2 protein-coding genes, 1 tRNA gene and 2 pseudogenes are annotated in these 6,025 nt (G+C 45.7%); 4 read left to right on the forward strand and 1 reads right to left on the reverse strand.

Going from position 1 to position 6,025, the window contains the following annotated elements:
- Positions 1–11: 11 nt before the first annotated feature.
- Positions 12–86, forward strand: a tRNA-Asn gene (locus tag ABLW18_RS02110).
- 246 nt (positions 87–332) lie between these two features.
- Here ABLW18_RS02110 and ABLW18_RS02115 read toward each other — a convergent pair.
- Positions 333–1,461 (reverse strand): annotated as a pseudogene (locus ABLW18_RS02115) (IS3 family transposase).
- Positions 1,462–4,127: 2,666 nt separating this feature from the next.
- Between ABLW18_RS02115 and ABLW18_RS02120 the strand changes: the two are divergent.
- The 3 genes and pseudogenes from ABLW18_RS02120 to ABLW18_RS02130 all read left to right on the forward strand — a co-directional run.
- Complete coding sequence (locus ABLW18_RS02120) at positions 4,128–4,574, forward strand: PQQ-dependent sugar dehydrogenase (protein ID WP_347823229.1); 447 nt, start codon at positions 4,128–4,130, stop codon at positions 4,572–4,574.
- A gap of 65 nt (positions 4,575–4,639) precedes the next feature.
- Positions 4,640–5,260 carry a PQQ-dependent sugar dehydrogenase gene (locus tag ABLW18_RS02125; protein WP_347823242.1) on the forward strand — a complete coding sequence of 207 codons (621 nt, stop codon included), beginning with the start codon at positions 4,640–4,642 and terminating at the stop codon, positions 5,258–5,260.
- 205 nt (positions 5,261–5,465) lie between these two features.
- Positions 5,466–6,025 (forward strand): annotated as a pseudogene (locus ABLW18_RS02130) (transposase); the annotation flags it as partial.

The raw sequence follows: 6,025 nt of genomic DNA on the forward strand, positions 1-6,025 counted from the left end.
GCACTCAGTGTTCCGGCGTAGCTCAGCGGTAGAGCAGTTGACTGTTAATCAATTGGTCGTAGGTTCGATCCCTACCGCCGGAGCCATTTAAACTATAGGTGTCAATGACTTATGTCGCTGGCGCCTTTATTTTTGTGTATGACTAAAAGTTATAAACAGTTATAAACATTTTCAGATCAAAACTGTGAGTACTCTTGTTTCTTTTTGCCAAATGAAACACACTGGCTTTATGCCGAAGTACCTCAGAAATTTCACAGTGCTATTCTTCTCGATATTCGTTGGGGATTGGGCAATTGCGTGAGCAGCCTCATCTAACTGGGCCATGTTAATTGTTAGTGCATGATTGGCCTCTGATCCAGTGGTATGATGGTTTCAGGAGCTGGCGGGCGATAGCCCAACGCACTGTGTGGTCTCTTTGTGTTGTAGTGTTTCCTCCATTCTTCGATGATTATCTGTGCTTCTCGTAAGCTGTAGAAGATCTCTCCGTTGAGCAGTTCATCTCTGAACCTGCCGTTGAAAGCTCTCACAGTATCCGTTCTCCCAAGGGCTGCCTGGTTCGATATAAGCCGTCTTCGCTCCAACAGCTGCTATCCATTCTCTTACCGCTTGAGCGATGAACTCAGGGCCGTTGTCCGACCGTATGAATGCTGGAGAGCCACGCATTATAAATAGATCGGTTAGAGCATCTATCACGTTCGTTGAGTTCAGCTTCCGATCGACCTTGATGGCTAAACATTCCCGGCTGAACTCGTCTAGAATGTTCAATGTTCGAAAGACTTTACCATCATCGGTCCGGCAATGAACGAAGTCATAACTCCAGACATGATTGCGGTACTCAGGACGCAGCCGAACGCATGATCCGTCATTCAGCCAAAGTCTTCCCTTCTTCGGTTGTTTCTGTGGAACCTTTAGCCCCTCTCGTCGCCAGAGCCGTTCAATACGGCCATCGCTGACGGACCAACCTGCTTCTCTGAGCAATGCTGCAATCCTGCGATAACCGTATCTGCCAAACTGTCTGGCCAGCTCGATCATATCCGCAACAAGTCTGTCTTCATCGGCATGCCCCTTAGGGACATGTCTCTGTGTAGAGCGATGTTGCCCCAGTACTCGACAAGCTCGCCGTTCCGAGACCTTGAATTGGCTGCTCACATGATTAATACATGCACGACGACGAGCGGGGCTTAGAAGTTTCCCCTTGCGGCTTCCTTCAAGATCAATTTGTCGAGGGTCAAATCAGACACCGGCTCTTCTCAGCTGTTCATTCTCCTTCTGAAGACGCTTCAGTTCCTTCAATTGATCTACGCCCATTCCGCCGTACTGCTTACGCCAACGGTAATAGGTTTGTTCAACAACCCCGATCTGTCTGATCGCATCCAGACGGGACATACCTTGCCCCATCAACACCTCAACTTGCCGCAACTTCGTGATAATCTCTTCCGGCTTCGGTCGTTTGTTCGTCATTATCGGTCCTCCGTTTCCTAAACATAGCGCTGGACCAGTTCAGATGGGGAGGCTCATATTTTGATAGTCTTGTTCATTTTTTGCCTTTCAAATGATCACCAAGTGCCAAATTTAATTAAACATCCCCCAAAACCGTATTAAATTCAAGAGCGGTTTAAGGAGTATAGTGGTAATTTTTTTTATAAGTATGATCGTGTTTTGGTTGGATAAAGATCTGACCAAACAGTATAAAATAAGGATAGATACCATGAAAAATATCATTTTGGCAGCAGCCGTTGCTCACTACCTTCTCAAGGCCGTCATTGTTCAGGGCCTTAAAGCTTCTTGAGGAAACTGGCAGAATTTCAAAAGTATCTGACAAGAGAGGTTTCTATGCTCCGGCGAAAAACGCTGGCTCCAGTATTTTGGAGGTCTGAAAATCAATAATTTTAAACGAGATGTTTTATATAATTTTTCCTTCGTAAGCGTTGCTTACATCATCACGTTCTCTGTCACTCTTGGTTTTATATTTCCACTACAACAACTACTATTGAGCAACGTTCCCTCCTATATTGGGCTATTTTTCTTGCCCCACGGGGTACGAATTTTGACGCTGTATTTTTACGGTTGGCGGGGAATATTTTATCTCTTACCTGGCAGTTCGTTAATGTTAATACTGTCAGTAGATCTAACTGAGGTGGTTTTGGTTTCGTCAATAGTGAGCTTGCTTTGCTGCTACCTCGGCGTGCAATTCGTGCGGATTTTGTTCTCAGATACTGTAAGCGTATCGTTTGCAATCAAAGACTGGAAGATCATGTTCTGGGGTGGCGTATTGGGATCAGTCTTTAATGGCTTTGGCCTCACTTTGCTCAATCAAACCTATAAACCAACAGTGGATAACAGTGCTCTTTTACTGGAGGTAACGGGTTACGTTGTTGGTGATGTTTTAGGTTTGGTGTTTTGTCTCATATCCATTGTTTATATGTTCCGCATGATAAGGTTCATCAAAATTATACCAGATAAATAAGAGTTCAGTAGTATGATCCAGATCGTTTACACGGGTAACTCTGATATTGCGATGGATGGTGCTGCCACGTTAGCAGAAGACGCCTCAGAGCCAGTGTAACAGCGTCTGGAGCGGCATCTCCACTCGCCACACCTCAACACCGCCAAACTTAACCTAACTGCCCGTAGACGCCCCTACATTGAGCCGTGTAAAACTATCATATGAACAAACGCTTTAAACCCCAGTACCTGCCATACAATGACGATGCACATGCGTTGGTTGAGGCTCTGGCTGTGGAGCTTGGTCTGCCACTCAAGGGCATCACCGGGGCTAAGCACAAGACGATCCTAGCTCATCATTCTTATACTAGCGCTGGGCATACCAAAGCTGATGCCTTTCTCTCCAGTGTGATACGTCATCATCCCCACTGAGAATTGCATCAAGCCCTAACGTTTTAGGTTCGTCAGTATCGCCCTCATTCTTTGCGGTATGTCCAAGTTAGTATTTCCTTATCTACCTTTGAGATATGTTCGCCTACCTCCTCGTAGAAAGCCCTACGCATGGCTTCCTCTACTTCTCCACTCTCACCGTAAGCATGATGTAGGATGAAGCTGTCATGCAGAGGGCAAAGCAGTGTGGGAACTTTATCCTTGCGTCTAAATGTACTGATTTAGAGCTTTGACTCTAAGGCGCCTACGAAAACGGGATGAGCCTATAGGCCACAAACCTATCCTCAGTCGATATATTACGGCTTTGAAAGGAACGTGAACTCTAGCCTCAGAGAGACCACTGAATTGGTTAACTTAAAAGTTGTTCTTCTTCAGTGAATTTTCTCAGCGGCTAGAGCATTGGCCTTCAGTTTTATCTAGTTCGCAGAAGTCCAAGTATATTTCCCAGAAGTTTGATCGAAATCTACACCTTCAAAGATAAGATTGGCCGGCGCTAAGCCTGCATATTTTCCGGTGCCAGAAACAAAACCACCAGTGAATTTACCGATAGTCGGATCGAACTTTCCGATATAAACGGCAGCATCGCCCTGCGGGTCAATCGAATGGCATGTGTTATGGACTAAGCTAGGACTCTGTTCTCCCGTTGCAAAAATTAATGTCTGGTAGCAATTGCCAGACCCGCCTTTTCGGCCAACCATCTGGAGCGTTTGGTGTGTCCCAGATATCTTTAGTAACCCTGTACAAAATGGTACCACTTTTTCCCTCTTTGAGTCCCTGAGAAACAGTGGACCATTATCCAGAACCTGGAGCCTCATGACCATCGGCAAAAGCAAAGCCTGTCGTCGACGTTAGTAAACTTATTATGATCGCTGTTTTTTTCAAAAGTTTCATATCAACCTTCCTTCGTTACCGCTCAAAAGTGGACCAACAATCGAAAGATTTAAGGCGTTTGACGCTGCGTCTCGTTTATAAAATAGTTTTAGGATTATATATTTGCCTAAATAATTGGCATCTGCGGCTATCGAGCTGTCGCCTGAAATAAAAACCTAAGGCAACTAAATTTGTTACAGCAGCTACTAATCAATAATGCTACATGCGCTCCGCAATCCAAAGGTCTCTTCATCTTGCGTCTCAGGTCTTACTTTTTAAATACCTTACCTTTTGGATTTGCGGTTGATCGTAAAAGCGTCTAAGTTTCAAATTGAAGTAGATATATTTAAATTGGAGTACAAATGCGGCTGCTAATTTATGTTGCTTTGATGAGCTTAGCCACACATGCGCTGGCGAATAACATTATTGAAGGAAATCAGGGCTCAAAAATAAAGGGGAGCGTAGTTGAACGGTTTCCAAACCCCTGGGCCATGTCCTTTATTTCGCCTGACAGACTACTAGTTACGACGAAATCGGGTGATCTTTGGCTGGTTCATACAAGTGGTGAAAAGTCTTTGGTCGCCGGCGTTCCCAAAGTCTTTTATGGTGGCCAAGGCGGTTTAGGCGACGTTGTTCCTCACCCAAATTTCAAACAAAATAAATTTATTTATATCTCTTACATTTCCTCAGATACCGCAGGCGATACACGATACGCCACTGTGGTTAGGGCAGAATTGAATATAAAACACTCACCAAAGTTAGAAAACATTACAACTAGTTTGGAACCAAACCCCGGCGAGATCTGGTAACGGTCACTTCTCACATAAAATCACCTTAGGCACCACAGGGAAGTAAACATGACGGCAAAATCTTCATAACTTCCGGCGATAGGCAAGAGCAAGCGCCCGCTCAACACTGGGATAAAGCATTAGGAAAGATTATTCGTTTGAATGATGATGGATCCGTACCCGGCGATAATCCTTTCCAAGACAAGGGCGAATTAGCAAAAACATTTTGGTCGATTGGCCACAGAAATTCGTTAGGAATTGCATTTAACCAAAATGGTGAACTTTGGGCTCATGAAATGGGGCCAATGCATGGCGATGAGCTGAATCTAATCCTGCCCGGAGCAAACTATGGGTGGCCGATAGTGTCGGAAGGTAACCACTATAGCGGTGCAGTTATCCCAACGCACGATACTCGGCCAGAATTTCAAAAGCCAAAATTATTTTGGGTTCCCACAGTAGCTCCTTCCGGCCTATTTTTTTATCAAGGTGATGAATTCCCAGATTGGAACGGGGATGCTTTTCTTGGAGGATTGAAGGGCAAAGCACTCGTAAGAATAGAGTTCAAAAATGATCTACCCGTTGAAGCGGAGCGATTCAGTTGGTCGCAACGAGTACGGGACGTGGAGCTTGGAACCGATGGTGCCATCTGGGCCTTGGAGGATGGCAGGTCAGGCCGCTTGATAAAGTTTATCAAAGCACTAGAGTAAATGAGATCATATAAGAAGTTGGGTAATCGGTGTGGGGTGTGACACATAAGTTAAAGACGATATTGCTCAGTACGTGGTGATATCTAGACCCTTGGTGTCGGGTGTGTCAGGTAAAATCAAAATGATTTAAACATTGAAAGTTAACTTAGTGAGCCTCCCCATCTGAACTGGTCCAGCGCTATGTTTAGGAAACGGAGGACCGATAATGACGAACAAACGACCGAAGCCGGAAGAGATTATCACGAAGTTGAGGCAAGTTGAGGTGTTGATGGGGCAAGGTATGGCCCGTCTAGATGCGATCAGACAGATCGGAGTTGTTGAACAAACCTATTACCGCTGGCGTAAGCAGTATGGCGGAATGGGCGTAGATCAATTGAAGGAACTGAAGCGGCTTCAGAAGGAGAATGACCGGCTGAGAAAGGCGGTGTCTGATTTGACCCTCGATAAGTTGATCTTGAAGGAAGCCGCAAGGGGAAACTTCTAAGCCCCGCTCGTCGTCGTGCATGTATTAATCATGTGAGCAGCCAATTCAAGGTCTCGGAACGGCGAGCGTGTCGAGTACTGGGGCAACATCGCTCTACACAGAGACATGCCCCCAACGGGCACGCTGATGAAGACAGACTTGTTGCGGACATGATCGAGCTGTCCAGACAGTTTGGTAGATACGGTTATCGCAGGATTGCAGCATTGCTCAGAGAAGCAGGTTGGTGCGTCAGCGATGGCCGTATTGAACGGCTCTGGCGACGAGAGGGGCTAAAGGTTCCA

This window comes from uncultured Planktomarina sp. (assembly GCA_943788425.1).
GTDB lineage: Bacteria > Pseudomonadota > Alphaproteobacteria > Rhodobacterales > Rhodobacteraceae > Planktomarina.